Consider the following 24,867-nt stretch of genomic DNA (forward strand, 5'->3'; position numbering starts at 1 on the left):
AGCGACGGATACGCCTTCGTGCGTGGGGTACCGTCCCTGCGTGACCGATTCTTGGCCCGCGATCGTCGCGATCGTCGCACTCCTGCTGCTCATCCTCGTCGGTGTGACACTCGCGGTGGGGCTCAGCCGGTCCAAGGGTCGCCACGCCTCGTCCAAGCGCCCGAGCCGCTCCTCGTTCCGGCCGGAGCCCGGCGAGGACACGCCCCCGCCACCCAAGAAGCGGGTCGCGGTGATCCTCAACCCGACGAAGTTCGTCGACGTCGCCGAGGCGCACGAGCTCGTGACCCGCAGCGTCCTCGCCCACGAGGGCTGGGACGCGCCGCTCATCCGGGAGACGACCATCGAGGACCCGGGCTTCGGCCAGACCCGCGAGGTCCTCGAGGAGGGCGTCGACCTCGTCTGCGCCATCGGTGGCGACGGGACGGTGCGCGCCGTCGCCCACGTTCTCACCGGGACCTCGACGCCGATGGGCCTCATCCCTGCGGGGACCGGCAACCTCCTCGGGCGCAACCTCGGGCTGCCGATCGACATCACCACGGGGCTGGACGTGGCGCTCACCGGACGCAACCGCCACATCGACGTCGGCTGGGTGACCCTCGATCCCGACCTCCAGCAGGCCTCGACCACGGAGCTGGACCCCCGGCACGACGGCCCGACCGAGCCCGACGTCGGCGCGGACGACTCGCACGGCTCCGACCCCGCGGCCAACCAGCACGCCTTCCTCGTCATGGCCGGGCTCGGCCTCGACGCGAGCATCATGCACGCCACCTCCGAGGAGGCCAAGGCCCGCATGGGGTGGGGCGCCTACGTCGCGAGTGGGGCCAAGAACCTGCTCGGCGCGCGGTTCGCCACGCGGCTGCGGATCGACGGCGGCCAGCCCATTGCGCACACCGCACGCACCATCGTCGTCGGCAACTGCGGGCGGCTCACCGGGGGCATCACGCTCATGCCGGACGCCGAGGTCGACGACGGCATCCTCGACGTCGTCGCGATCACCCCCAAGGGCATCGTCGGCTGGGCCGGCGTCGCGGTCCACGTCCTCGCCAAGCGGGGGCAGAACCACCCCAAGCTCGACCGCTACCGCTGCCAGTCGATCCTCGTCTCGCTCGACGCCGACCAGATGGTCGAGGTCGACGGTGACGTCATCGGTCACGCCCGCGACGTGCGCTTCGAGGTTCGTCCCAAGGCCCTCATCGTGCGCACCTCGACCTCCGCGACCGCGCTGACCTGACGCGGGGACGCGCCTGCTGGTTCTCGGGCTACGGTTCGCCGATCCGGCGCACCCGGCCGATGTCCTTGACGAGGGCCACCACGACGAGGAGTGGAGCGATGGCGAACGCCGTCCAGGGCAGGGACGCGTTGAGGACCCCGGCCACCGTGAGGAGGAGCCCGAGGAGGGCCAGGCCCACCCAGCACCCGTGAGCAGCTGACGACCGGCGGCGCTCTTGCCGTGGCGCAGGCCGCTGGAGATGACGGCCGCAAGCGCGAGGACGACCAGCCCGGCGGCCAGGGCGAGGAAGACGCCGACCGAGTTCTGCGCCTCCTCGTCGACCGTGGTGAGGAGGAAGATGCTCAACGCCACGAGGACAGCGCCGCCAACAGCGGCTCCCACCGCGACGGTGGTGGCCTTCTGACGGCTCATGGGCTCCTGCTCGGCCATGCGCGACAAGGGCTGGGTCAGCCGCGAGCGCCGCCCTCGGCGGGTGACTGCGGTCCGGGGTCCGGGTGCTTCTCGCGCCACTTGCGCTCGAACGGCAGGCGCCACGTGTGCGGTGCCACGAGCTGGTGGATCTGGTTGGGGCCCCACGTGCCCGGCTCGTAGGGCCGCACGACCGGCGGGTTGTCGAGCAGCGGCTGGCTGACCTCCCACAGGCGCTCGATGCCGCGCGCCGACGTGAAGAGCGTGTGGTCGCCACGCACGGCGTCATAGATGAGGCGCTCGTACGCCTCGAGCACCGCGCCCGCCCACGTCGTCTCCTGCATCGCGAACTGCATCGACAGCTTGTCGAGCTTCATCCCCGGCCCGGGTCGCTTGCCGTAGAACGACAACGACATCCGCGCACGGTCGGCGAGGTCGAACGTCAGGTGGTCGGGACCGTGGTCACCGACCCCGGAGCCGGGCGGGAACATCGACTGTGGCGGCTCGTTGAACGCAATCGAGATGATGCGCGCCCCTTCGGCCATGCGCTTGCCGGTCCGCAGGAAGAACGGCACCCCCGCCCAGCGCCAGTTGTCGATGAAGCACTTGAGCGCGATGTAGGTCTCGGTGTCGGAGTTGTGCGCGACACCGGGCTCCTCGAGGTAGCCGTTGTACTGACCGCGCACCACGTCCCTGGGCTGGATCGGCTGCATCGACTCGAAGACCTTGTTCTTCTCCCGGCTGATCGCGTTGGGCTCCAGCGAGGTCGGCGGCTCCATCGCCGTGAACGCGAGGATCTGGAAGAGGTGCGTGACGACCATGTCGCGGTAGGCACCGGTGCTCTCGTAGAAGTCGCCGCGGGTCGACAGGCCCAACGTCTCGGGCACGTCGATCTGCACGTGGGCGATGTTGTTGCGGTGCCAGATCGGCTCGAACAGCCCGTTGGCGAACCGGAACGCGAGGATGTTCTGGGCCGGCTCCTTGCCCAGGAAGTGGTCGATGCGGAAGATCTGGTCCTCCGCGAACACCTCGTGCAGGCGCCGGTTGAGCTCGACCGCCGAGGCGTAGTCCGTGCCGAACGGCTTCTCCATGACGACGCGGCTGCGTTCGACGAGTCCGGCCTCGGCGATGGTCTGGACGGCGGCCAGCGCCGCCTTGGGCGGCACCGACAGGTAGTGGAGCCGCAGCTCGGTGTCACCGGGCAGGAGCTCCTCGGAGGCCTTCACCGCCCCGGCCAGGGCCTGCGGACCGGCCGAGCTCGGCACGTACTCGAGCCGCTGAGCGAACTCGTCCCACTCCTGCCCGTCGAGCTCGCGGGTCGAGAACTCCTTGATGGCCTCGTGGGCCAGGTCGCGGAACCCGTCCCGCGAGAGGTCGTCGAGCGACGTGCCGACGACCCGCAGGTCGTCGAGGAGCCCGGACTGGAACAGGTGCAGCAGACCCGGGATCAGCTTGCGTTTGGCGAGGTCGCCCGTGGCGCCGAACAGGATGACGGTCGTCGGCGCAGTGGTCTCGCTCATGGGTCCACTGTGGCACCAAGACGGTCTCGCACGGCGGCATACACCGTCTCGTCGTGGATCAGCGCGAGGTGACTGACTCCGGGAAGGACGACGACGTCCTCGCGCGCGAACCGCCGGCTCTCGGGTGAGTGACGCCCCGATCCGCGGGCACTTGCTGCGGTCACCATGCCGTCACCGAAGAGCTGGGCCACCTTGCCGTCGATCTTCTTGCCGAGCAGACCGACGACGGCGAGATGGCGTATGCCGGGGTGCAGGGGGATGTCGAGACGGTGAGTCCGGTGGTCCGTCGGGTCCGCGTCACCCCACTCCTCCTCGACGAGGTTGCCGTGCCGCAGGTCCTGGATCCCGACGCTGCGGATGCCGAGCGCTCGGGCCACGGGCCGGATGCGGTGCAGGGCGCCGGCGGCCCGGGCGACGTGGTTGACGCCACGTTCCAGGGGAGCGCCGAGGTGGGGCGAGCCGAGGGTGACGGTGTCGCTCACCAGACCCACCCAGCTGGCGTCGACCTCGGCCTGGGCCAGCGCGCTGTGGATGACGAGCCCGCCCATGGAATGGCCGATGAGCACGAGGCGCCGGAGGGGCACCGGCCAGTGCGCGACGAGGTCGATGAGGACGTGGTTGAGGTCATGCCCGTTGTGGGAGATCCGCAGGCCGGTGTTGTAGCGCACGGTGACGGGGGTGAGGCCCAGGTCGTCGCGAAGGCCCTTGCCGAAGCCACCTGGCTGCCAGGCGGTCTCGGTGAACAGCAGACCGTGCACGAACACGGCCACGTCGCTGGTGGCGTCCGGGAACGCGTCCGCCAGCCCGCTCTCGGTGAGTGGAACGGTCCGGCCGCGCCGGCGCACGCCCATGGTGTGCGACAGGGCTGAGCCCGACGCATCGAGCCGATCACCGACGAAGGCGTTGACGAAGGCGCGCACCGCGTTGGGGGCCGGGTGGTGGATGAGCTCATCACTGACCCCGGCGACTCGGTGCACGCCGCGCATGAGCACCTGCTCGACGGCGGTCGGCTCCTGCGGCTCCTCGCTCATGCCCCGAAGAGTTGCACACCCCAGTCCTGCCCGTCGCCCAGTCCGGGCGGGCAGGCGAAAAGGGCCGAGCCGTTGTGCTCGATGTACTCGTTGAGCTTGTCGGACTTCGCGAGCGCCTGCTGCATCGGCACGAACTGCTTGTGGGCGTCGCGCACGAACGCGAGAAAGAACAGCCCGGCATCCAGGTGCCCACTGCCGTCCGTGCCGTCGGTGAAGTTGTAGCCGCGTCGCAGGATCCGTATGCCGCCCAGCTGGCTCTCGTGGGCGAGGCGGACGTGGCTCGTGAGCGGGATCCGGGGCGAGCCGTCCGCGCCCTTCGCGTGGAAGTCCAGGGGGGCGAACTCGTCGCGTTGGTCGACCGGCTGGGAGAGCGGCGCCCCGACGGCCTTGTCGCGCCCGAAGATGTCCTCCTGCTCCTGCAGCGACGTCCGGTCCCAGACCTCGATGTGCATCCGGATGCGCCGAGCCACGAGGTAGGAGCCGCCGGCCATCCAGGAGGCGCCACCCGGCACGTCGGAGGGGTCGACCCAGACGTGGGAGTCGAGGGCCTGGCCGTCCTCGGCCTTGATGTTGGCCGTGCCGTCCTTGAAGCCGAAGAGGTTGCGCGCGGTCACCTGGCTCGTCGACGTCGAGGAGGTGCGGCCGAAGCCGAGCTGGCTCCAGCGCACCGAGATGACGCCGAAGCCGATGCGGATGAGGTTGCGGATGGCGTGCACGGCCACCTGGGGGTCGTCCGCGCAGGCCTGGATGCAGAGGTCGCCACCCGTACGGGCAGGGTCCAGGTCGTCGCCCCGGAACCCGGGCAGGTCGTGCAGCGCCTCCGGCTTGCGCCCGGCCAGGCCGAAGCGGCCGTCGAAGAGCGAAGGGCCGTAGCCGATGGTGATCGTGAGGTTGGACGGAGCGAGGTCGAGGGCCTCGCCGGTGTCCTCCGGCGGCCGGTAGGGCCCGCCACCGACGACGCCGCCCGGCGACGCCTCGGCGCCGAAGGTCATGCGCTCAGCCGCCCGGGTCCACTCCTGGAGGAGGAGCTTGAGGTCGGCCGCATCCTTGCTGATGACGTCGAGGGCGACGAAGTGCATGCGGTCCTGCGCAGGCGTGACGATGCCGGCCTGGTGCTCGCCGCGGAAGGGCACCGGCTTCTGCGAGGACGGCGGTGCAGCCGGCCCTGTCGGCTGGGAAGCCGCAGCGCGAGGGGTGCCGCCGGCATACGTCAGGCCCGCGGCAGCGCCGGCCATGGCGACACCGGCTCCGGTGGCAAGGACGCTGCGCCGGGTGGCTGCCGGCTCGTTCGGGGCGCTCATGCGGCGGCGACGACCCCGGCGACCTTGGACACGTCCTCGGCCACGGCGTCGAGGGCGTCGCTCAGGGCGCGGACCTCGACGGGCGTGAGCTCGGTGTAGAGCTGGTAGCCGTCACCCTTCTGGTGCTTGGTGACGAGCGCGTCGAGGGCTGCCGCGCGCTTGTCGTAGGAGGCGACGAGCTCGGGGTTGCGCTCCTGCAGGACCGGGCGGAGCGCGGCGATGGCGCCCTTGGAGCCTTCCCAGTTGGCCGCGAAGTCCCAGAGGTCGGTGTGGCTGTAGCGCTCCTCCTCGCCGGTGATCTTGCCGGTGGCCATCTCGTCGAGCAGCGCCTTGGAGCCGTTGGCGAGCTGGAGGCCGTTGAACTCGACCTTCTTGGCCTCGGCGACGATCGTCGTCACGTCGGCGAGGAGCTGGTCGGCGATGGCGCTGCTGTCGGCCTGCAGGCCGTTGACCCAGAGGTCCTGCTCGAGGCGGTGGTAGCCGGTGAACTTCATGCCCTCGTCGACGACGTCCGCGCGGCCGTCGATCTTGGGGTCGAGCTCACCGAAGGACTCGGCGACGGGCTCGATGCGCTCCCAGTAGGAACGGGCCACCGGGTAGAGCGCCTTGGCCTCGTCGACCTTGCCGGCCTTGACGAGCCCGACGAACTCGGTCGTGCGCGCGAGCAGGGCATCGGACTGGCTCCCGACGAAGCGGGCGTAGGACGCGGTCGCTGCCCGCAGCTTGGCGTCGTCGGTCTTCGGCGCCGCACTGGCACCGGTGACGGTGAAGTCGTGGCGGATCCCCTTGCCGACCATGCCCGGCTTGCACGCCGTCTCGTAGGTGCCTGGCTCGGCGACCTCGACGTGGAACGTGCGGCTCAGGCCGGGTGCGATGTTCTCGACCTCGCCGACGATGCGGTCACCGGCGGCGTAGACGTAGAACTCGTTGACCTTGGTGCCCTTGTTGGAGACGGTGAACTCGATCGTCCCGGCGGGCGCCTGAGTCCGGTCGAGCTCGCAGCTCGTGTCGTTGGCCGTCACCGTGATCGGGCCCTTGCCGTCCGCGGTCTTGGCGTCCGACCCTCCCCCGCACGCAGTCAGCGTCAGGGCGATGGCGACGGAGGCGGGGACGAGCGCGAGGGCGCTGCGGGTCATGCGGCTTCTCCTGAGTGGGACGGGGCGAGCGAGGTGGGCTGGGGGGCGGTCGGCCTGGAAGTCTTTGCCGGGCGAAGGAAGAGCGTGAGGACGACGGCGACATAGGCCGTCCAGGCGACCGCCTGGAGCAAGGTCGTCACCGGGGTGAAGTTGAAGATGCCCTTGAGCAGGGCGGCATACCAGCTGTCCGGACGGATGACGTTGGACACGTCGAAGGCGACGGTCTGCAGGCCGGGGAGGAAGCCCGCCTCCTGCAGGTCGTGGAGGCCGTAGGCGAGGATGCCGGCGGCCACGAGGATGAGCGCGATCCCGGTCCACTTGAAGAACGAGCCGAGGTTGATCTTCACGGCGCCTCGGTAGATGAGCCAGCCGAGGGCGATCGCGCCGCCCAGGCCGAGAAGCCAGCCGAACAGCGGGGAGCTGTTGCCCTGGCCGGCCGCCTCGGTCGTGGCATAGAAGAAGATCGCGGTCTCGAGGCCCTCGCGCCCCACGCCGAGGAAGCCCACGAGGGCGACCGCGAGTGGGCCCAGGTCGAGGGCGTGGTCGAGGCGCCCCTTGAGCTCGCCGGAGATCGTGCGGGCGGCCGTCTTCATCCAGAAGACCATCGCGGTGACGAAGGCCACGGCGAGGATGCTCGCGCTCCCGCCGATGAGCTCCTGGGTCTCGAACGAGAGCTGACGCGTGCCGAAGGTCAGCGCGGCCGCCAGTCCGGCGCTCAGCACGACGGCGGTGATGACGCCGACCCAGACGTGGCGCAGGGCCCACCGTCGATCCGTCTTCACGAGGAATGCGACGAGGATGACGACCACGAGGGCGGCTTCGAGACCTTCGCGAAGGCCGATGAGGGCGTTGCTGACGAGCATGATGCCTGCGATTCGGGGAGGGCGGACTTAGGTGAGGGTTACCTCAGTCGAAGGTACGCCCCACCCCCCGGTCCTCGTCAATCTGGCCAGCTCTCGAATGCGTCACAGCGTCGCCCGGGGCCGCCCGGAGCGCGCCGAGGGCACGGCTCAGCGGTCGAGGAGACCCCGCAGGTCGTCGGCGGTCAGTGCGCTGGAGAGCAGGTTGCCGTCGTCGACGACTCGGGCGAAGAGGTCGCGCTTCTTGTCCTGCAGGGCGACGACCTTCTCCTCGATCGTGTCCGTCGAGACGAGGCGGTAGACGTTGACCGACTTCGTCTGCCCGATGCGGTGGGCCCGGTCGATAGCCTGGTTCTCGGCGGCGGGGTTCCACCACGGATCGAGCACGAAGACGTAGTCCGCCTCGGTGAGGGTCAGCCCGAAGCCGCCGGCCTTGAGCGAGATGAGGAAGACCGGGGCATCGCCCTCTCGGAAGTCCCGAACGACATCGGCGCGGTTGCGGGTGGAGCCGTCGAGGTAGGCGTGGGCGATGCCCTCCTCCTCGAGCCGCGCACGCACGATCGCGAGGAAGCCGGTGAACTGGCTGAAGACGAGGGCTCGGTGCCCCTCGGCCGCGAGCTCGGCGACCTGCTCGACGAGCGCCTCGACCTTGGCGCTCGGCGCCGCCCCGCCGTAGGCCTCGGCATCCACGAGCGAGGGGTCGAGGGCCATCTGGCGCAGCACCGTGAGGGCGCGCAGGATGGCGATCCGGTTGCCGTCGAGGTCGTCGATGAGCCCGAGGAGACGTTGGCGCTCACGCGCGAGGTGGCGGTCATAGATGGCGCGGTGCCTGGGGTGCAGCGCGACGTGGAGGACCTGCTCCTGCTTGGGCGGCAGATCGGAGGCGACGGCCTCCTTGGTGCGCCTCAGCATGAGCGGGCGGATGCGGCGGCGCAGCGTGGCGAGCAGCTCGGGTGAGGAGCCGTTCTCGATGGGCTTGGCCCACGTCTCCTTGAACAGCTGGGGGCGTGGGTGCAGGCCCGGCGCGACGAGGGAGAGCAGCGACCACAGGTCCATGAGGGAGTTCTCGAGCGGGGTGCCCGTGAGGGCGAACGTCACGCGGGCCGGGAGCCGGCGCATCGCGGCATAGGTCTTGGCCTGGTGGTTCTTGACGAACTGGGCCTCGTCGAGCACGGCCGCCGACCACCGCACGGACCGGAACGCCTCGGCGTCGATGCGCCCCACCGCATAGGTCGTGACGACGAGGTCAGCCCCGTCGATCGCCTCGTCCATGGCGACCTTGGCCTTGCCCCGGGTCCGGTCGAGGACGGCGACGGTGAGGTCGGGGGCAAACTTCGCGACCTCGTCGACCCATGTGCCGAGCACCGAGGTCGGGGCCACGATGAGCATCGGGTCGACGAGCTCCCCGCGCTCCTTGGCGCGCAGGGCCATCGCGACGACCTGCAGCGTCTTGCCCAGTCCCATGTCGTCGGCCAGCACCCCACCCAGCCCGAGGTCCCACAGCAGCGAGAGCCAGCGGAACCCCTCCTCCTGGTAGGGCCGCAGCGTCGCCTTGAGCGCACTCGGCACCTCGGCCGGTGGTGGTGTGTGCTCGGAGTCGATGCCCAGCAGTGCGTCGACCGAGCGCTTCCACAGGGCGGACTGCTCCTCGACGACGCCGATCTCGACGAGCTCGTCCCACAGCCCGGCGTGGAGCACCGACAGGCGCAGGGGGTCGGACTTCTTGTCCTGCAGGGCCCTGGCCTCCTCGACGAGGTCGCGCAGCCTGTGCAGCTCGGGGGAGCTGAGCGTGAACCAGGCGCCGTCGGGCAGGAGCAGGCGCTCCTCGCCCCGCGCGAGCGCGGTCACGAGGTCGGACAGCGGCACCTCGTGGCCACCGACGCTGACGGAGATGGAGAGGTCGAACCAGTCGTTGCCCTCGCTCGACTCCGAGGTGCCGACCGCGATCTGTGGGGGCGCGGTCACCTCGGCGTATGCCGTCCGCTCGCCGACGACGTCGACCTCCACGTCGTCATGGGCCTCGATGCTCGGCAGGAGCTCGGCGAAGGCCACGGTGTCGAAGCCGCTGAGCTCCACCAACTCTCGTGGCATCCACCCGGAGCGGGTGAGGTCCCACAGGGCGGGGAGCTCGCCACGGGTCGGGACCACGGTGAGCAGCTCTGCCTCGACCGCGGCGACTCGGAAGGCGTCGGGGTCGCGGTAGGCCGGCTGCTCGCGGCGCAGTGGAACGGTCACCGGTGCGTCCCTCGGGCCATAGCGGAAGGCCCAGGCGAGGTGGGCGGTGTGGTCCTTGTCGAACCTCACCGCGAGGTGGAGCCGCGGTGGCACGACCTCGGGCAGGCTCAGCCCGTCGTGGGTGCGCACCTTGGCACGGCGCTGCAGGACGGGGAGCTTGTCGACCGCGAAGCTCGACCAGTCCTCGCCCGGGATCGTGAAGGGTCCGCGAGAGACCACGCGTGCCGCGGCCTGGTCGACGTCGGGCCCGAACCCGCCGACGCTCAGGTCACGCTCCTCCTGCCGGAACCAGCCGGTCGGGGGGTCGCCCACGACGACCACCTCGCCCGTCCCCTCCGGCAGGTCCAGGCTCGGGACCGCACGCACGGCGCCGTCGTCCGTCGGCGAGAGGTCGAGCGTGAAGTGACCCTCGTCCGGCACGAGGTGCACCTCACCGCTGTTGGTCGGGTGGGTGAGCAGCACGACGCCGGCGTCACGGGCCCGGATGAGCAGGTCGATCCAGCCCCGGCCCATGAGGTCGAGCGGGATCGACGCTGGCGCGCGGCCGTAGCCGGACATGCGGCTGCCGCGACGGTGGGCGTCGGCGATCGCGGTGAGGGCGTCGAGCGGTGGCCCGTCGAGCCGGAACGCGTAGGACGAGTAGTAGCCGCCCGAGACCGCCTCCCACGAGATGCCGGTCTTGATCCATCGGCCCGGCACCGCGCCCGGGATCATCGGCCGGAGCTGGATGCGTCGGGTGGACGTCTGCGGCTCCCACGAGGTCGGGCGGCGCAGGGGTTCCTCGATGTCGAGGAGGAGGCCGACGACACCGGTCATGGGCTCGGGCTCCGGCACGTCGAGCAGGTCACTCAGGGCGTCGCGCCACGACGTGGCCCGCTGCGTGCCCGAGGGCTGGTCGGTGCGCCAGGGGCGTTGGGTGCGCAGGGCGATCACGAGAGCGGCGGCATGCTTGCACGCGAAGCCCACCGGGCAGGTGCAGTCACTCTCGAGGAACGGCTCCCCGTGCGGGTCGGGCGTGAGGGTGACCTCGGTGCGATAGAGGCCCGGGCCCGTGCCGATGACCCGAGCAGCGGCCCTCGTGCCCTCGTCGCCCACGATGATGCTCGTGACCCGGCCGGCCCGGGCGTAGTCGGCGCCCCTCGCGAGGGTGACCCGGTCGAACGCCCGGCTCAGCTCGCGGTCGGAGAACTCGTCGAGCGTGCCGATCCCGTGCTCGCTCACCCTGCCACCTCCGTCCCTTCGCGCAGGACGACAACGGTATGCCGTGGGGCCGACATTCCTTGCCGCTCATCCACAGGCCAGCGTGCGTCAACCTTCGTCGGGGAGCCGCCCGTTCGGGTAGGTCGCGCGCAGCTCGTCAGCGGTGGGAGCGTGCCGCTCCCGCGCCTCCGCCGGGAGGAGCTCGCTGATCGCCGACATGATGCGCTTCGTGTCGGCGGCGGGTGAGCGGTACTTCAGCTCGACCGGCTCCCCCACCCGGATCGTCACGGTCGGCGGGTTGGTGAGGTTGAGCAGGTGGGGCATGGACGAGGACCGCGGCCAGACCTTGTCGGTGCCCCACATGCCGACGGGGATGACCGGCGCCCGGCTGACGGCTGCGAGGCGGGCTGCACCGGTCTTGCCCTTGAGCACGGGGTCGAAGAACGCCGCGCCGCGCGGGATGGTCCCCTGCGGGAGCAGCCCGACCATCTCGCCTCCCTCGAGGGCGAGGGCCGCCATGTCATAGGACTCCGTCGCTCCCTCCCCCCGGTCGACCCTGATGCCACCCGCGGCCGAGATGAACGAGCCGAGCACGGGGACCTCGAACAGCTCCTTCTTGCCGAGCACGCGAGCGGTGCGCCCGGACTTGCGGACCACGTTGGCCATGGCGATGGCGTCGAAGTAGCTGCGGTGGTTGCCCACGAGGATGGCCGGACCGTGACGGGGGATGTTCTCGACACCCTGGATGTCGAAGCGGGCGCAGGGGAACCACGTCGAGCGCAGCGCCTCGAGGACGAACCTCTGCAGCTCGATCCCCACGACGGGGATCTTGAGCACGCCCGGCGACACGTCGAAGTGCACGATCGGCCAACGGCGAGCCACGGCATACATCGTCAGTCTGGGATCGGGGTTGACGGCGGCGGGCTGCCCGACGGCCTCGAGGAGTGGTGCGTCGAAGATCGAGTCCGAGTAGGCGTAGCTCTCGGCGAGGTCGATGTCGTGCTGGGCGGCGAAGTACCGCACGGCCGTGAGCTTGCCGGTCGACCAGACGAACGGGCCGCGGATCGAGCCGTCGAAGCGACCGTCCTCCTTGGTGCCGTAGCGCGTCGCGAGGACGTCGTCGAAGCCCAGCCGGTCGGCGAGCGGCTTGATGAGGTGTTCCGGCGTCGTCGTGGCCATGACCACCCGACGCCCCTCGGCCTTGTGCTGCTCGATGAGGGCGAGGGCGAAGGGGTGGACGAGCTCGGCGATGACCTCGGCGGCCCGGGCAGCCGCGTCGTCGAAGCTGTGCTGGTCCTTGCCGCGCGCGACGAGCGTCGCCTGGCGGGCGAGGAGGATCGAGGGCAGGTTCTCGCCGACGAGGTCGAAGGCCTTGAAGAGCAGCCCCTGGCCGGGCAGGGAGCGAGGCACGAGGCCGAGGTCGACCATCGCCCGGGTGAGGTGCGGTCCGGTGCCGCCCTGGAGCAGGGTGCGGTCGAGGTCGAAGAACGCGGCGCCGGGCATGGCCACACCCTAGGACCCTTTCCCTGCCGCCTAGTCTGGCCAGATGACGACGACCGCGTTCGTGCTCGGCGGCGGCGGGGTCCTCGGCACGACCCAGGTCGGGATGCTGCGGGCCCTGGCGGAGCAGGGGGTGCGCCCCGACCTCGTCCTCGGCACGAGCATCGGCGCCCTCAACGGCGCCTTCGTCGCCGCGGACCCCTCCGTCGAGGGCATTCGGACCCTCGCCGACATGTGGCAGGACGTCGGGTCCAGCGGCATCTTCCTCGACAACCCCATGAAGTCGGCCGCCCGCATCGCGCGCTTCCGCACTCACGTGCTGTCGAGCGCACCGCTGCGCACGATTCTCGACGAGCACCTGCCGGTCGACCGGTTCGAGGAGCTCGCGGTCGACTTCCAGTGCGTGGCCGCGTGCATCGAGACGGCCGACTCGCAGTGGTTCTCGACCGGCGCGCTCGTCGACCCGGTCGTCGCGTCGTGCTCCGTGCCGGGGCTCTTCCCGGCGGTCCAGATCGAGGGTCGGCACTACCTCGACGGTGGGCTGGTGCACTCGATTCCCGTCGGTCGCGCCCTGCAGCTCGGGGCCACGCGGATCTTCGTCCTCCAGGTCGGTCGCATCGAGCAGCCCCTCGTACCCCCGCGCCGGCCGTGGGAGGTCGGGGTCGTCGCCTTCGAGATCGCCCGGCGGCACCGCTTTGTCCACGAGATGGCCGACATCCCCGACGACGTCGAGGTCCACGTGCTGCCCAGCGGCGCGCCCGAGACCCCGTCGGTGTCCCTGGGCTACGGACGGACCTCGCGGCTGCGCGAGAGGGCCGACCAGGCGTATGCCGCGACGACGGCCTACCTCTCCCCACCCTGACCCCACCTTCCCCGCCTGAAGTGGGTTTCTCTCACTTCGCCTGACCGCCGCCGTCAAGCGAAGTGAGAGGTTCCGCAGCGAAGTCGGTGCGCGGACGGCATACGCTCACGCCATGGGAATGGCCGGAATCCCCACGCCGCCGCCGCTCGCGCGCCGCATCCTCCCCTTCGTGTGGCCCGTCGGCGCCGCTGCCCTCACCGGGCTGGCGACGCCGGTCATCGTGGCGGGCGCGTTCCACTCGTTCGTCGACAGGCGGGCGCGGCTGTTCCGCGTGAGTGTGCTCGGCGTCGGGCTCATCTGGGTCGACGTGCGGATGCTCATGGAGTGCTGGCGGCTCTCCCTCAAGGACCCGCACGGTCAGGGGCCCACCTGGGAGGACGACCACGAGGCGGTGTTCCTCGCCGGCCTCAACCGGGCGATGATCCTGGCCAAGAAGTGGGCCGGGTTCGAGGTGGTCCTCGACGGGCGCATGCACTTCGGCTCGGACTCGTCGCCGCTGGTGGCCTTTGCCCGGCATGCCGGCCCCGGCGACTCCGTGGCGCTTGCCTGGCTGCTCGGCCACACGGCCGGGCGGATGCCGAAGATCGTTCTCGCAGAGGCACTCCGCTGGGACCCGACCGTCGATGCGTTGCTCACCCGGATGCGGTCCTACTTCGTCCCGTCACGCACCGGCGCCGGTGACGACCGCGTGGCCGGCGTGCGCGAGCTGGCGCGCGGCCTCAAGTACGACGACGTCCTGCTGCTCTTCCCGGAGGGCCAGAACTTCTCCCCCGACCGGCGGCGCCGGCTCATCGACCGGATGCGCGACGCGGGTCAGGAGCTGCGCGTCCGGCGGGCCATCTCGTTGTGGAACACGTTGCCGCCCCGGACCCGTGGCGTCATCGCGGTCCTCGACGAACGCCCCGATGCCGACGTGATGATCGTCGGGCATGCCGGCTTCGGGCAGCTCACGTCACCCAAGGAGATCTGGGACGCGATCCCGTTCACCGGGCGCCCGTTCCTCGTGCGAACCCACACGTATGCCGCGTCGCAGGTTCCCGACGACGCTGCGGCCATCGAGGCGTGGATCGACGACGAGTGGTCGGCCATCGACGCCTGGGTCACGTCCGTCGAGGGTCAGGGCTGATCCAGAGGGGTCATGATCTGCGCCGGTCGCGCGCCCGGCGCAGAGGCTGACCAAGGGCGGTCCCATGCGGACGCCGGTCACCAACATGAGCGCCGGTCGCGCGCCCGGAGCAGAATCCGAGCACCTGGACACCCGGCATACCGGCGTGTCGTGCGCATTGCGGGGGAATTGGTGAGAAAGGTACGCGGGTCAGGGGCGGCGCAGGGAGTGCAGCCACGTCCGCGCGGCGCTGAAGTCGGCGTCGCCGGTGAGCGGCGCGACCTGGACCTGGGCGCCGTCCTCGCGGGGGTAGGACCCGAGGAAGCGCACCTCGGCGCACACCCGCTTCAGCCCCATGAGTGCCTCGCCGACGCGCTCGTCCAGCACGTGCCCCTCGAAGTCGATCGAGAAGCAGTACGACCCGAGCGTCGACTTCGTCGGGCGCGACTCGAGCCGCGTCATGTTGATGCCGCGCACCGCGAACTGCTCGAGCAGCTCGAGCAACCCACCCGCCCGGTCGTCGCGCTGGAACAGCATCACGGTGGTCTTGTCGGCGCCGGTTCGCTCCGGCAAGGAGCCGGGGCGCGCCACGAGGACGAAGCGCGTCACCGCCCCAGCCTGGTCACCGATGTCCTCGGCAAGCACCTCGAGGCCATGGTTCGCGGCCGCGATCGGAGCGCACACGGCTGCGTCATAACCCTGCTCGACCTCCCCGACCAGACCCGCAGCCGCGGCCGCTGTCGACAACGTCGGGATGTAGACCGCTGACGGAAGGTTCGCGTCCATCCAGCCGCGCACCTGCGCCCAGGCGTGCGAGTGGGTGCCGACGGAGCGGATGTCCGCGAGCGGCATACCGGCACGAGCGGCCAGCACGAACGTGATCGGCACGTTGACCTCGCCGATCACGACGAGCGGGTCACCCGAAGCCAAAGCGTCCAGCGTGGCTGATACCCCGCCCTCCACCGAGTTCTCGATCGGCACCATCGCGGCGTCGATCTCGCTGCGCCGCAACGCCTCCAGTGCCGAGTCCACCGAGCCGAACGGCACCTGCTCACCTTCGTGCGACGCCGCCCACGACAGGAGCGCCATCTGGGTGAACGTCCCCTCGGGTCCCAGGTAGCCGTAGCGGGTGGTCGGGCTCATGATTGCCTGCCTGTCCGCGCTGCACTGAGCGCCTGCTGCTCCTCGGGGGTGAGGGTCGCGTCCGAGCCGCCCTCGGTGATGCCCTTGGCATAGGTCCGGGACTCGCCGCGTGCGTGGATCGAGGAGAGCACCACGCCATCACCCCGGTCGTCGACGATGGCCGCGCTGAAGCTCAGCCTCCCACCCATGTCACCGAACGCGTCGTAGCGCACGACCGCCACGTGCCGCAGCGCCTGGCCGATGTCCGCGCGCAGCGCCTCGAGGTCACCAGCGCCGACGGGCCGCTGCCGCTCGAGGGAGTCGACGCGGGCACGCAACCGGACGATCGCGAGCACCAGCGCGACGATGACGGCCACCGGGAGCAGCACGACGACGAGGAAGACCAGCACCTCGGCGGGGTGGGGGGCGAACATGACGGCCAGCGTATGCCGTGTGCTCCCGACCCGCGGACCCGTCCACCTGGCGTCCCACCGGGCTCGTAGGCTCGGCCTCACCATGGGCTTCGACTTCACCACCATCGCCATCGTGTTCGCGACGATCTTCGTCGTCGAGCTGCCGGACAAGACCTTCATCGCGACGCTCGTCATGGCGACGCGCTTCCGCCCGCTGCTCGTCTGGATCGGCGTCGTCGCCGCGTTCTTCGTGCAGACGCTGGTGGCGGTCGCCATCGGTGGCGTGCTCTCGCAGCTGCCCAAGAGGCCGATCGAGATCTTCGCCGCGCTGATGTTCCTCATCGGCGGCGTGCTCCTGCTGCGCGGGGCAGGCAAGGCCGACGAGGAGGAGGCCGAGACCGAGGAGGAGTTCGGCGAGAAGGCCGGCGCCGGTCAGCGGGCCGGCTGGAAGGTCGTGACGTTCTGCTTCACGGTCCTGTTCCTCGCCGAGTGGGGGGACCTGTCGCAGATCCTCACCGCCTCGATGGTGCTGCGCTTCGACGAACCCGTGTCGGTGTTCCTTGGTGCGTTCCTTGCGCTCGCGGCCGTCTCGGGCCTTGCGGCGGTGCTCGGGCGCACGCTGCTCAAGCGCATCAGGCTCTCGACGATCCGTCGTGTCGGTGGCGGCGTCTGTCTCATCCTTGCCGCGGTGAGCGTCCTGCAGATCGCGGGCGCCTTCTGAGCCCGAGCCCGACGGGCCGCCCACCTTTGCGCCGGTCGCGCGACCGGCGCAGAAGTCAGGTGGTGGCGGCCGGCTCAGCCACACGTTCGACCGGGACCTGAGCGGCAACGCCGGGGTCGCGGTTGACCCACCAGAGGAGCCCGAGCGCGACCAGCCCGCCCGCGACGTCGGCGTTCTGCAGGATGCGGCCGGGCAGCTCGGGCCAGTCCGGGTGGTTGAGCCACGAGATCCCCCACCACGGCATCCGCATGAGGAACCACGCACCGACGACCAGTCCGGCGACGAGACGACGCGAGCGCCACCAGGCGTCCGCGTCCGCCCGTGAGCGCTTCCACGGCTGCGCCCCGAGGAGGGCGAGGATCACGACCACGACCCAGTGGAAGTGGTGGATCCACGCCACCGGTGACAGCAGGCAGGCCAGGAGCCCGACGACCGCGACCTCACCGATGGAGTCGTCGCGCTGCCACAGCTCGCGGGCCAGCCGGAACCCTAACACCCCGACGATGGCCACCAGCACCAGCCAGATCACCGTCCCGAGCACCCCCTCGGGCCCGACGCGCAGCAGGAAGCCACGCATCGACTGGTTCGACGTGCCGAAGTTGGGGCCGAGCCGGGCGGGGTCCTGCAGCGCCCCTCCCCAGAACGCGAACGACGCCTCGGGCAGCAGCACCCACGCCCCCAGCGTCACACCCACCGCGGTCCCGACCGCCGTCATGGCCTCACGCCAGCGCCGGCACACCAGGTAGTGGATGACGAAGACACCGGGCGTGAGCTTGATGGACATCGCGATGCCGACGAGCACCCCGGCGGGCACCCGCCGCAGCAGTCCCGGTCGTGGCCGCCGCAGGTCCATGAGGCAGGCCAGCACCATGAAGGCGTTGACCTGCCCGAAGCGGATCCCGTCCGAGACGGGGTGCAGCCACAGCATCGGCGCGGTCAGCGCCGCCAACGCCAGCGGCACCCACGGTCCGGCACGAGAGATGAGCCGCCACCCGGCATACCAGACGATCGCGGTCGTGGCCGCGACCTGGGCGGCCGTCCAGAGCCAGCCGACCACGCCGAAGGGCAGCCACGCCAACGGCATCGCGAGGATCGCCGCGAACGGCGGGTAGGTGAACGGCAGCAGCTGCGGCGCCTCGGTCATCGCCGCATAGATCGGGCGCCCCGTGAGGATCGAGACGCCGGCATCGCGATAGACCTCGACGTCGACCTGCCACTGGTCCATCGGCCAGAACACGAGGTAGCGCAGCACGGCCGGCACAGCGGCGAGAGCGATGACCGCGACAGCGAGCGGCCACTGCCAGCGCACGGAGCGCCGGGGCGCCGGTTTCGTCGTGGTCACGCGCCCATTGTGTCGGTATGCCGTCCGCCCCCCATCTCCAGATCCCCTCCAGATGCTGGGCAGGGAGCCTCCACAGGCGCCCCCGTAGGATCCCTGAGGTGTCCCGACGATCACTCGCCGCCCTCTTTGCCACCCTCGCGACGATGATCGGTCTCAGCGTGACGGCGTTTCCCCCGTCGGCACAGGCGGCCTCGACGGACCCGTTCGGCGCGACGGTGCTCATCGGCACCGGCGGCATCACGTGGACCGACGTCTCCAAGGAGGCGACCCCCAACCTCTGGATGCTCCTGCGTGACGGCTCCAGCGCCGCGATGTCGATCCGCTCCGTCGACACCAACACCTGCCCGGCCGACGGCTGGCTCGGGCTCTCGGCCACGAGCCGGGCGGCCGCCCCTCGCCCCGGCACGGGCGCGGTTCAGCAGCGTCCGTGCGCCCCGCTCGAGGAGCCGACCGGTGGCATGGTCCCGCGCTGGGGCGAGTACCTCCGGGCGACGGCGGACCGCAAGTTCGACAGCGAGCTCGGGCTCCTGGGCAAGGCGGCCGCCGCCTCCGACGTCTGCATCAAGCCGGTCGGACCGGGCGCCGCCATCGCCGCCGCCATGCCGGACGGCACGGTCGACCGCTACTCCTCCTACGACGAGGCCAACCTTCTCGTCGACATGAACACCTGCCCGCTCACCATCGTCGACGTCGGCAGCGTGCGTGACCCGGACGACGTCGCCGAGGGCGAGGAAGCGCCCGACGCCAGTCGCGCCGAGCAGGTCAAGGCCGTCGACGAGCGCATCGGCGAGGTCATCACCGCGGCGCCCGGCGGTGCCGACTTCATCGTGGCGAGCCTGTCCGACGCCGGCATGACCGAGCGGCTGCGCCTCGCCGTCGCCCGCGGGCCGCACTACGGCCCCGGCGTGCTCAACTCGCAGTCGACCCGCCAACCCGGCCTCGTCCAGGCCCAGGACCTTCCCGTCACGCTCATGTCGATCACCGGGGTCAAGGCCCCCAGCGGCCTGGGCGGTACGACGCTGACCAGCGACCCGGCGCCCGACAACTCCGAGAAGCGCGCCAGCGACCGCCTCCAGAACCTCGTCGACTACGACCTCGCCAGTCACGAGGTGCACAGCCTCGTCCCGCCGTTCTTCAACACCTTCGCGTACGGGCAGCTGGTCATCTATCTCTTCGTGCTCCTCGTCTGGAAGGGCAAGATCGGTGGCCCGGACACGCGCCGTCGCGTCCTGCGCATCGTGCGCATCATCGCGGTCGCCGCCGCCTCCGTCCCGGCCTCAACCTTCCTTGCGAACCTGCTGCCGTGGTGGCGCTTCTCGGTCCCGATGGTCTCGATCGTCGCTGCCGTCGGGCTCTTCGTCGCGCTCATCGCGTATGCCGCCCTGCGGGGTCCGTGGGGACGCACCGCCCTCGGGCCGCTCGCCTTCGTCTCGGCGGTGACGGTGGCCGTCCTCGCCGGGGACATCCTCACCGGCTCACGCCTGCAGCAGTCCTCGCTCATGGGGCTGCAGCCGGTGGTCGCCGGTCGTTTCTACGGGATGGGCAACGTGACGTTCGCGCTCTTCGCGACGTCGTCCCTCCTGCTCGCCACCGCGATCTCCAGCCATCTCGTCAAGCAGGGCCGCCCGCGCGTGGCGGCGATGTTCGTCGTGGCCATCGGCGTGGCCACGGTCGTCATCGACGGCGCTCCCTTCTGGGGTGCCGACGGTGGTGGGCCGCCCGCCTACATCCCCGGTGTCGCCTACCTCATCCTGTCGATCCTCGGGCTGCGCATGACGTGGCAGCGGGTCGCCCTCATCGGCCTCGGCTCGGTGGCCCTGTTCTTCGCCGTCGCGTTCCTCGACTGGCTGCGCGCTCCTGACGACCGCAGCCACCTCGGCCGCTTCATCCAGGCGATTCTCGACGGCAACGCCCTCGACATCGTCGTGCGCAAGGGCGAGCAGAACCTCAACATCCTCCTCGGCAACGCCCCCCTGACGCTGCTCGTGCCGGCCGCGCTGCTCTTCGTCATCTATGTCCTGGCCCGGCCCACCTCGTGGGGCTCACGCGGCCTGGGCAAGGCGGCCGAGAAGGCTCCCACCCTGCGTGCCGGGCTCATCGCCGTCGTCATCACCCTGACCATCGGCTTCCTCATCAACGACTCGGGCACGGCCATCCCCGCCGTCGGTGCCACGGTGGCCGTGCCGCTCATCGTCAGCGTCGTGGTGAGGAACCTCGAGGACGACCTGCGCTCGGGGGCCGGGACCCGCCGCGCCCGGCGCTCCTGACGCTCCTGGCGCACAGCCAGACCCACACCGCGAGCAGCAGCCCGGGTGCGACCTTGGTCCGCACCGCCATCGTGACGTCCTGCACGCCCTCGGTCATGCCGAGCACCCGACCGGGGGTGTAGGCCATGGCCATGACCCACAGCCGGGCGAGCAGGACGAGGTCGACCGCTGCGGTGCTCACGGCGGGCAGCCCAGCCCAGACGACGACGTCGTACCAGGGCAGCGAGTAGGGCGCAGCCAGCGAGTAGCCACCCGCGAGCACGACGACCCAGGTGAGCGCCCGACCCCCCAGCCCCGTCGTTGCGTCTGCGGATGTGGCGGTTCTGGCGACCACATCCGCAGACGCAAGGAAGCCAGAGGTGCGGACGAGGCGCCACAGGCACCACGCGAAGGCGATGGCGGCTCCCGCCGCGAGCACCGAGATGAGGTCGCGCACGCCCGGGCCACCGCCGGTGACCTCGAGGAACCACCGCCACGGGGAGGCGAGCGACACCGCCCGCGCCGACCGCCCGATCTGGTCGTAGACGTGGTCCCCCGCCCACAGCTGCAGGCCTGCCACCACGACGACGACCGCCCCCAGGAGCGCGCCGCTGCGGGCGACCCGGCGACCCCGGAAGGCGAGCAGCAGGGCGAGGACCACGACGGCATACGTGAACTTCGACGAGATGGCCAGGGCCGCACAGGTGCCGGCAAGCGCTGCACCGCCGAGCCCGGCATACCGGTGGGCCGCCCAGATCGCACCCACCACGAGGGCGGTCGAGAGGAGGTCGACGTGGGCACCGAGGACGCCGACCGAGAAGACGACGGGGTTGGCCGTCCACACGACGTCGATGCGGGCCTCACGGCCCGGCAGCATGCGGCGCAGGCACCAGCGGACGGCGAGCCAGGACACGACGACGACGAGCTGCCACAGCCAGACGGTCTGGCGCAGGTTGTCGCCGCCGCCGTGCGAGGTGAGCCCCTGCACGATCGTGGCGAACGGGCCGTAGACGCTGGGCTCCTCGGTCCACGGCGCCTCGACGCGCGACACGACCGGGTCCAGGCCGCCATGGAACGTGTTCGGGGACTGGGTCCACGGGTTGGCGCCCAGGGCGAGGATGCGCCCGTAGGCCGCGTAGCTCACGTGGTCGCCGGACCCGAACGGTGCCGTGAGGGCGGCCGCGACGGCGAGGACGGCCACCAGCGGCGGCGGGAGCTCGCGGGCACCGCGGCCGACGATCCCGAGCACCACTGCGGCTGCGCCGAGCGTGTATGCCGTCCACAGGGCTGCCGTGACGGCCGCCGGTCCCAGCGGAAAGGGCAGGACGGTGCCCGGCGCCCAGCCACGGGGGCCGAGGTCGGGCGCCGCCGCGTTGGGAAGCGTCAGCCCGACGAGCAGGAGCAGCGTGAAGGAGGCGAGGAGCAGGCCGGGGCGGGCCCACTGGCGGGCGCCCCCGACGGGCACCGCGGCCTCAGGAGCGTTCTGCGACACCGGGTGCACGATCGGAGATGGCCTTGCGCACCCGACGGTTGCTCAGGGCCCGGGCGACGTCGCGGTACTGCTTGGCACGGTGGACCTGTCCGCGCCAGTCCCTGCCCGAGACCCGGTGCTGCAGCTCGCACGGGACCTCCTCGACGCGCAGGCCGGCGGCGAGGACGTCGATGGTCAGCCCCACCTCGACGCCCCAGCCGGGGGCCAGGGGGCTGGCGGCGACGAACGCCTCGGGGGTGAGGCAGCGCATGCCGGACAGTGGCTGCTTCGCGGTCCAGCCGGTGAGCCGGGCGATGCCGTTGCGCGCGAGCCGGACGACGAAGCCGTGGCCTCCGCCGGAGGTGGCCTGTGGCGGCAGGGTGGCGATCGTCATGTCGGCGCGGCCCTCGAGGACGGGCGGCAGCAGGACGTGCAGGTTGCCGGCCGACTCCTCCAGGTCTCCGTCGACGAAGAGCAGGTGGCGGGGCGAGTGGTCGTCGATGGCGTTGACGCTCTCGAGCTCGCGCAGCCGGCGCACCCCGGTCTCCAGGGCCGCGGCCTTGCCGAAGTTGGAGGCGTGGACGATGACGGTGGCGCCGGCCGCGGCGGCGACGGCAGCGGTGTCGTCGGAGCTCCCGTCATCGACGACGACGACCCGGTCGACACCCTCGAGACCCAGGACCGCCCGCACGGTGGCGGCGATGCGGTCGGCCTCGTCCTTGCACGGGACGATCGCCGCGACCGTCCGCACGTGCGGGCTCGGGCCGGCCTCCATCAGCGCAGGGTGACCTGGCGGCTGAGCAGACCCGAGCGGGCGCGACGCTCCTCGGGGCTGAGGGGCTCGGGAGCGGCGAGCGCGGCGGCATAGCGTTCGCCGAAGGCCTTGAGCCCGTCCTCGTGCTCGGACGCCTCGCTGTCGGCGGGCACCTCGAGCACCGGCACGAGCAGGCCGCACGCGCGGAAGGCACCGAGGAGGCGGGTGCCCTCGCCGATGCCGGACTCGCCGGCCGCGTGGAGGCGGGACAGGGCGTCGGTGGCAGTGTCCTCGTCGTCGGGCAGGACGACCCGGATGTAGGTGCGCTCGCCGATGCGCACCCAGTAGGCGGACTGGAGTGCGGCCATGCGCGTGGTGGGGACGACCGACTCGTTGGCCCGCTCGAGGGACTCACGGCCCTCGTCGTCGAGCTCGGCACCGTCGACCCAGAACTCGAAGCCCTCGTGGACCTGGACCTCGAACGGTGCGTCCAGGTCGAGCAGGTCCTGCAGCCGGGGGGTGTCGGCGGTCGCGGCGGGCACGTGCTGGACGGCACTGCCCACCTCGGCGGCGGCGCCGGCAAGGATCTGGGCGGCGAGGTCGCGGCTGGGGTCACCCGTGGAGGAGCCGGCCTGGGTGCCGACGAGGACCGTGCCGTCGGCGCGGTGCAGGGCCGGCCACGCGAGCGGCAGGACCGTGGCGATGGTCGCCTGCTCGACGCCGTCGGGGGCCTGGCCGTCGGCGAAGCTCACGACGGCCGTGGCCGCGGGGAGGATCTCGCGGATCGCCACCCACTCGGTCTCCTGCGGCAGCCCCTCGAAGGGACGGTTCACGTAGGGGACGGCCGCGCTGCGTTGCCGCTTGGCGGGTGCGCCCGAGTCGTCGGTGGTCCTGCGTCGTCGTGAAGCCTTGCCCATGGGCGTCAGCGTAGTGGTGCGCCGGCGCCTGTCCGTCGAGGGTTGGCTCAGGTGGCGCGGCGGCGGCTCGGGCCACCCATGGCGGCCCATACCGTCTGGCCACCCTTGTCCTCGCTGACGCCCCACTCGTGGGCGAGCGAGCGGATGATGCGCAGGCCACGTCCACTGGAGACCCAGACCGCCGCCGGCGCGGGCACCGGCACGCTGTCGCCGCCACCGTCGGTGACCTCGACCTCGACGACCTCGCCGCGCACCTTCCAGCGCACGCGCAGGCAGCCGTCCGCGAGCGGGCGGGCGTGGCGGATGGCGTTCGTCATGAGCTCGGAGACGACGATCTCGGACTCGTCGATCGTCTGCTCGGCGAGCTCGCGGGCGCGCAGGTCCGCCACCACGGCCTTGCGCACTCGGCTGATGGTCGACGGGCCCCACGGGGCGCGGATCGTGCGGACCTGCCCCTGGCCGATGGGGCCACCGAACTCGTCGAGCTGCGCCTGGGCCTTGGCCTTTGCGCCGCTCTTGGGCGCGGCCTTGGACGCCCCTGCGACAGCGGCTCCAGGCGTGGCTGCTGGGTCGGTCTGTGTTGAAGTCACGTCCCGGACTCTAATCCAGGAGCGCCAGGACGTCTCGAGGTCGATCACTGATGATCACATCGACGCCGAGATCGACACAGCGTTCGACGTCCTGGGGCGAGTTGACGGTCCAGACGTAGACCTGGTGCCCGCGCCGCTGATGCGCCTGCACGACTGCCGGCGAGCGACGCACGATCCGCATGTCGAGGCCGACCGTGCCGATGCCTGCAGGCAGGGACCCGTCCCAGCTCAGCCGGGGCGCGGACTCCGCGACGAGGTAGACGAGGGGGACCTGTGGGGCGAGCCCTCGCATGCGCTTGAGGGCCATGAGCGAGAAGGACATGACGCGCACGTGCGGCAGCTGCGCCAGGTCGCCCGTGGTGAGCCCGAACTCGCGCAGCACCGTCACGAGCTGGCGCTCGACCAGGCCCCCGTAGCGGGTGGGGTGCTTGGTCTCGATGAGCGTGATGAGCTCCTGGTGCTGGCTCGTGAGGGTGTCGAGCAGCCGCCGCAGGGTGAGGATGTGGCCACGCTCGGGGTCACTGTCGGCCTGCTCACCGTCCCCCGACCCGTCGTCGAGCTTCTTCCAGCTGGCCCAGTCGAGCTCCTCGAGCCGCGCCAGCTCCAGGGTGGAGATGACGCCCTTGCCGTTGCTCGTCCGGTCGGCCCGCCGGTCGTGGACGCAGACGAGGTGGTGGTCGGCCGTGAGGCGGACGTCGCACTCGATCCCGTCGACACCCACGTCGAACGCGGTCGTGTAGGCCGCCAGCGTGTGCTCAGCCTGCAGGGCGCTCGCCCCCCGGTGGGCCACGACGTACGGTCGCCCCTGGCTCTCGCGCTTCTCCCCGAGATATGGAACGGCCACACCTCCATGGTGTCAGCGCGGTGCGCCGCGGAAGGCGAACGACTCACACAACCTCACG

General features: G+C 71.2%; 21 protein-coding genes. 5 read left to right on the plus strand and 16 right to left on the minus strand.

Annotated features, from left to right (window positions below; all coding sequences use genetic code 11):
• Positions 1-40: 40 nt before the first annotated feature.
• Positions 41-1,231, plus strand: a complete 1,191-nt coding sequence (locus tag ASG74_RS09695) for a diacylglycerol/lipid kinase family protein (protein ID WP_056142059.1) — start codon at positions 41-43, stop codon at positions 1,229-1,231.
• Between the two features lie 28 nt (positions 1,232-1,259).
• On the opposite strand, the gene ASG74_RS17180 is transcribed toward ASG74_RS09695, so the two are convergent.
• The 8 genes from ASG74_RS17180 to ASG74_RS09730 all read right to left on the minus strand — a co-directional run bounded on the left by ASG74_RS17180 (position 1,260) and on the right by ASG74_RS09730 (position 12,425).
• The gene (locus tag ASG74_RS17180; protein WP_156465342.1) at positions 1,260-1,409 is read right to left on the minus strand and encodes a hypothetical protein; all 150 of its coding nucleotides are present in this window, start codon (positions 1,407-1,409) and stop codon (positions 1,260-1,262) included.
• A gap of 268 nt (positions 1,410-1,677) precedes the next feature.
• The gene (zwf, locus tag ASG74_RS09700; RefSeq protein WP_056142061.1) at positions 1,678-3,159 is read right to left on the minus strand and encodes a glucose-6-phosphate dehydrogenase; all 1,482 of its coding nucleotides are present in this window, start codon (positions 3,157-3,159) and stop codon (positions 1,678-1,680) included.
• Entirely contained in the window at positions 3,156-4,190 is a 1,035-nt protein-coding gene (locus ASG74_RS09705) for a lipase family alpha/beta hydrolase (protein WP_056142064.1), read from the minus strand. Before ASG74_RS09705 ends, zwf begins: the two co-directional genes overlap by 4 nt.
• A complete protein-coding gene (gene efeB, locus ASG74_RS09710; protein ID WP_056142067.1) occupies positions 4,187-5,491 on the minus strand; it encodes an iron uptake transporter deferrochelatase/peroxidase subunit in 1,305 nt (434 codons plus the stop codon). The genes ASG74_RS09705 and efeB overlap by 4 nt, the downstream gene beginning before the upstream one ends.
• On the minus strand, positions 5,488-6,627 hold the full coding sequence (gene efeO, locus ASG74_RS09715; RefSeq protein WP_056142070.1) for an iron uptake system protein EfeO: 1,140 nt from the start codon (positions 6,625-6,627) through the stop codon (positions 5,488-5,490). Before efeO ends, efeB begins: the two co-directional genes overlap by 4 nt.
• Positions 6,624-7,490, minus strand: a complete 867-nt coding sequence (gene efeU, locus ASG74_RS09720; RefSeq protein WP_056142073.1) for an iron uptake transporter permease EfeU — start codon at positions 7,488-7,490, stop codon at positions 6,624-6,626. The genes efeO and efeU overlap by 4 nt, the downstream gene beginning before the upstream one ends.
• Before the next feature lie 147 nt (positions 7,491-7,637).
• The gene (locus tag ASG74_RS09725; protein ID WP_056142075.1) at positions 7,638-10,943 is read right to left on the minus strand and encodes a DEAD/DEAH box helicase; all 3,306 of its coding nucleotides are present in this window, start codon (positions 10,941-10,943) and stop codon (positions 7,638-7,640) included.
• Between the two features lie 87 nt (positions 10,944-11,030).
• Positions 11,031-12,425 carry an HAD-IB family hydrolase gene (locus ASG74_RS09730; protein WP_056142078.1) on the minus strand — a complete coding sequence of 465 codons (1,395 nt, stop codon included), beginning with the start codon at positions 12,423-12,425 and terminating at the stop codon, positions 11,031-11,033.
• A 43-nt stretch (positions 12,426-12,468) separates the two neighbouring features.
• On the opposite strand from ASG74_RS09730, the gene ASG74_RS09735 reads away from it, so the two are divergent.
• Positions 12,469-13,284, plus strand: a complete 816-nt coding sequence (locus tag ASG74_RS09735) for a patatin-like phospholipase family protein (protein WP_056142081.1) — start codon at positions 12,469-12,471, stop codon at positions 13,282-13,284.
• Between the two features lie 112 nt (positions 13,285-13,396).
• Positions 13,397-14,410, plus strand: coding sequence for a 1-acyl-sn-glycerol-3-phosphate acyltransferase (locus tag ASG74_RS09740; RefSeq protein WP_082569630.1), 1,014 nt, complete (start codon positions 13,397-13,399; stop codon positions 14,408-14,410).
• 189 nt (positions 14,411-14,599) lie between these two features.
• Here ASG74_RS09740 and pheA read toward each other — a convergent pair whose 3' ends face one another.
• Positions 14,600-15,532 carry a prephenate dehydratase gene (pheA, locus tag ASG74_RS09745; RefSeq protein ID WP_056142087.1) on the minus strand — a complete coding sequence of 311 codons (933 nt, stop codon included), beginning with the start codon at positions 15,530-15,532 and terminating at the stop codon, positions 14,600-14,602.
• The gene (locus ASG74_RS09750) at positions 15,529-15,945 is read right to left on the minus strand and encodes a DUF4446 family protein (RefSeq protein ID WP_056142090.1); all 417 of its coding nucleotides are present in this window, start codon (positions 15,943-15,945) and stop codon (positions 15,529-15,531) included. Before ASG74_RS09750 ends, pheA begins: the two co-directional genes overlap by 4 nt.
• An 82-nt stretch (positions 15,946-16,027) precedes the next feature.
• Between ASG74_RS09750 and ASG74_RS09755 the strand changes: the two genes are divergently transcribed.
• Entirely contained in the window at positions 16,028-16,645 is a 618-nt protein-coding gene (locus tag ASG74_RS09755) for a TMEM165/GDT1 family protein (RefSeq protein ID WP_056143473.1), read from the plus strand.
• Between the two features lie 55 nt (positions 16,646-16,700).
• Here ASG74_RS09755 and ASG74_RS09760 read toward each other — a convergent pair whose 3' ends face one another.
• Positions 16,701-17,987: a glycosyltransferase 87 family protein gene (locus tag ASG74_RS09760; protein ID WP_056142093.1), complete on the minus strand. Its 1,287-nt coding sequence runs from the start codon at positions 17,985-17,987 to the stop codon at positions 16,701-16,703.
• A 98-nt stretch (positions 17,988-18,085) separates the two neighbouring features.
• On the opposite strand from ASG74_RS09760, the gene ASG74_RS09765 reads away from it, so the two are divergent.
• The gene (locus tag ASG74_RS09765; RefSeq protein ID WP_056142096.1) at positions 18,086-20,254 is read left to right on the plus strand and encodes a hypothetical protein; all 2,169 of its coding nucleotides are present in this window, start codon (positions 18,086-18,088) and stop codon (positions 20,252-20,254) included.
• On the opposite strand, the gene ASG74_RS09770 is transcribed toward ASG74_RS09765, so the two are convergent.
• The 5 genes from ASG74_RS09770 to ASG74_RS09790 are packed head-to-tail and all read right to left on the minus strand — an operon-like array spanning position 20,181 to position 24,809.
• The gene (locus ASG74_RS09770) at positions 20,181-21,725 is read right to left on the minus strand and encodes a hypothetical protein (RefSeq protein ID WP_056142101.1); all 1,545 of its coding nucleotides are present in this window, start codon (positions 21,723-21,725) and stop codon (positions 20,181-20,183) included. The genes ASG74_RS09765 and ASG74_RS09770 overlap by 74 nt on opposite strands.
• Positions 21,706-22,479 carry a glycosyltransferase gene (locus ASG74_RS09775; protein WP_056142104.1) on the minus strand — a complete coding sequence of 258 codons (774 nt, stop codon included), beginning with the start codon at positions 22,477-22,479 and terminating at the stop codon, positions 21,706-21,708. The genes ASG74_RS09770 and ASG74_RS09775 overlap by 20 nt, the downstream gene beginning before the upstream one ends.
• Positions 22,479-23,375, minus strand: coding sequence for a DUF5926 family protein (locus tag ASG74_RS09780; protein ID WP_056142106.1), 897 nt, complete (start codon positions 23,373-23,375; stop codon positions 22,479-22,481). Before ASG74_RS09780 ends, ASG74_RS09775 begins: the two co-directional genes overlap by 1 nt.
• A gap of 47 nt (positions 23,376-23,422) precedes the next feature.
• Positions 23,423-23,965: an ATP-binding protein gene (locus ASG74_RS09785; protein ID WP_327034783.1), complete on the minus strand. Its 543-nt coding sequence runs from the start codon at positions 23,963-23,965 to the stop codon at positions 23,423-23,425.
• A 10-nt stretch (positions 23,966-23,975) separates the two neighbouring features.
• A complete protein-coding gene (locus ASG74_RS09790) occupies positions 23,976-24,809 on the minus strand; it encodes a glycerophosphodiester phosphodiesterase family protein (RefSeq protein ID WP_056142110.1) in 834 nt (277 codons plus the stop codon).
• Between the last annotated feature and the right edge of the window lie 58 nt (positions 24,810-24,867).

Source organism: Knoellia sp. Soil729 (genome assembly GCF_001427985.1).
In the GTDB taxonomy this organism is placed as follows: Bacteria; Actinomycetota; Actinomycetes; order Actinomycetales; family Dermatophilaceae; genus Knoellia.

What these genes read in the sequence shown, in the direction of transcription:
- zwf (WP_056142061.1), bottom strand. Translation starts at nt 3,159, where the DNA reads ATGAGCGAGACCACTGCGCCGACGACCGTCATCCTGTTCGGCGCCACG.
- ASG74_RS09705 (WP_056142064.1), bottom strand. Translation starts at nt 4,190, where the DNA reads ATGAGCGAGGAGCCGCAGGAGCCGACCGCCGTCGAGCAGGTGCTCATG.
- ASG74_RS09740 (WP_082569630.1), top strand. Translation starts at nt 13,397, where the DNA reads ATGGGAATGGCCGGAATCCCCACGCCGCCGCCGCTCGCGCGCCGCATC.
- ASG74_RS09730 (WP_056142078.1), bottom strand. Translation starts at nt 12,425, where the DNA reads ATGCCCGGCGCCGCGTTCTTCGACCTCGACCGCACCCTGCTCCAGGGC.
- ASG74_RS09735 (WP_056142081.1), top strand. Translation starts at nt 12,469, where the DNA reads ATGACGACGACCGCGTTCGTGCTCGGCGGCGGCGGGGTCCTCGGCACG.
- efeU (WP_056142073.1), bottom strand. Translation starts at nt 7,490, where the DNA reads ATGCTCGTCAGCAACGCCCTCATCGGCCTTCGCGAAGGTCTCGAAGCC.
- ASG74_RS09775 (WP_056142104.1), bottom strand. Translation starts at nt 22,479, where the DNA reads ATGGAGGCCGGCCCGAGCCCGCACGTGCGGACGGTCGCGGCGATCGTC.
- pheA (WP_056142087.1), bottom strand. Translation starts at nt 15,532, where the DNA reads ATGAGCCCGACCACCCGCTACGGCTACCTGGGACCCGAGGGGACGTTC.
- efeB (WP_056142067.1), bottom strand. Translation starts at nt 5,491, where the DNA reads ATGAGCGCCCCGAACGAGCCGGCAGCCACCCGGCGCAGCGTCCTTGCC.
- ASG74_RS09750 (WP_056142090.1), bottom strand. Translation starts at nt 15,945, where the DNA reads ATGTTCGCCCCCCACCCCGCCGAGGTGCTGGTCTTCCTCGTCGTCGTG.
- ASG74_RS09780 (WP_056142106.1), bottom strand. Translation starts at nt 23,375, where the DNA reads ATGGGCAAGGCTTCACGACGACGCAGGACCACCGACGACTCGGGCGCA.
- efeO (WP_056142070.1), bottom strand. Translation starts at nt 6,627, where the DNA reads ATGACCCGCAGCGCCCTCGCGCTCGTCCCCGCCTCCGTCGCCATCGCC.
- ASG74_RS09755 (WP_056143473.1), top strand. Translation starts at nt 16,028, where the DNA reads ATGGGCTTCGACTTCACCACCATCGCCATCGTGTTCGCGACGATCTTC.